Origin of the sequence: uncultured Lutibacter sp. (assembly GCF_937891065.1) — a bacterium.
Taxonomy (GTDB): Bacteria; Bacteroidota; Bacteroidia; order Flavobacteriales; family Flavobacteriaceae; genus Lutibacter.
The window spans coordinates 1-1,139 of sequence record NZ_CALAEQ010000072.1; the positions used below are offsets into that span (position 1 = coordinate 1).

Genomic DNA, 1,139 nt, shown 5'->3' on the forward strand with positions numbered 1-1,139 from the left:
TCTGCGTTTTGAAGGGCTTGATATTTTGAAGCTACATAAGAAACATTTTCCAGTCCTTTTAAATAAAATTCTTTTGCTTCACCCATTGCTTTTGGATCGTATGCCTGAATTTTAGCGCCTCTTTTCACCAATTCTTTTACAATGTAAATTGCAGGTGCTTCACGCATATCATCAGTTCCTGGTTTAAATGCCAGTCCCCAAATACCAAAAGTTAACCCCGTTAAATCGTCTCCAAAACGTTTTATTATTTTGTTTGCAATCACCAATTTTTGGGCATCATTCACTTCTTCTACAGCGGTAATTAAGGTTGCTTTATAATTATATTCTGAAGCAATTTTCTGTAAAGCTTTCACATCTTTTGGAAAACAAGAACCTCCATATCCACATCCCGGATAAATAAAATTATACCCTATTCTACTATCTGATCCAATTCCTATCCGAACCTGATTGGCATCAGCTCCTACCTTTTCACAAATATTGGCAATTTCATTCATAAATGAAATTTTTGTTGCTAACATGGCATTCGCAGCATATTTGGTCATCTCAGCAGAACGAACATCCATAACAATAAAACGATCGTGCGACATAGAAAATGGTGCATATAATTGTTTCATTTTTTCAATTGCATACTTGCTATCTGCACCAATTACCACTCTGTCTGGTTTCATAAAATCGTTAATCGCAGCACCTTCTTTTAAGAATTCAGGGTTTGAAACTACTTCAAATTCAATGGAAACATTTCTTTTATCTAATTGTTCTTGTATGGTTGCTTTTACTGTATCTGCTGTACCTATTGGTACTGTTGATTTATCAACTATAACCAACTTTTTTTGCATTGTTTTACCAATAGATGCAGCTACCGCCAATACATATTGAAGATCAGCCGAACCGTCATTTCCCATAGGTGTGCCAACTGCTATAAATACAATTTCTGCATTTTTAAGAGGTGCCTCTAAATTTGTGGTGAAAAATAGATTTTTATTTTCTACATTTTTTAAAACCATAGCTTCTAAACCTGGCTCATAAATTGGAATAATTCCTTGATTTAACTTCTCTATTTTGGTTGCATCAATATCTACACAGGTTACACTATTTCCCATTTCTGAAAAACAAGTTCCTGATACTAATCCTACATATCC

At 34.3% G+C, this 1,139-nt stretch carries 1 protein-coding gene; it reads right to left on the bottom strand.

The genetic code is table 11. The features are described from left to right. A partial coding sequence (locus Q0352_RS04290; protein WP_299524151.1) for a UDP-glucose/GDP-mannose dehydrogenase family protein occupies positions 1 to 1,139 on the bottom strand: 1,139 nt, incomplete at both ends.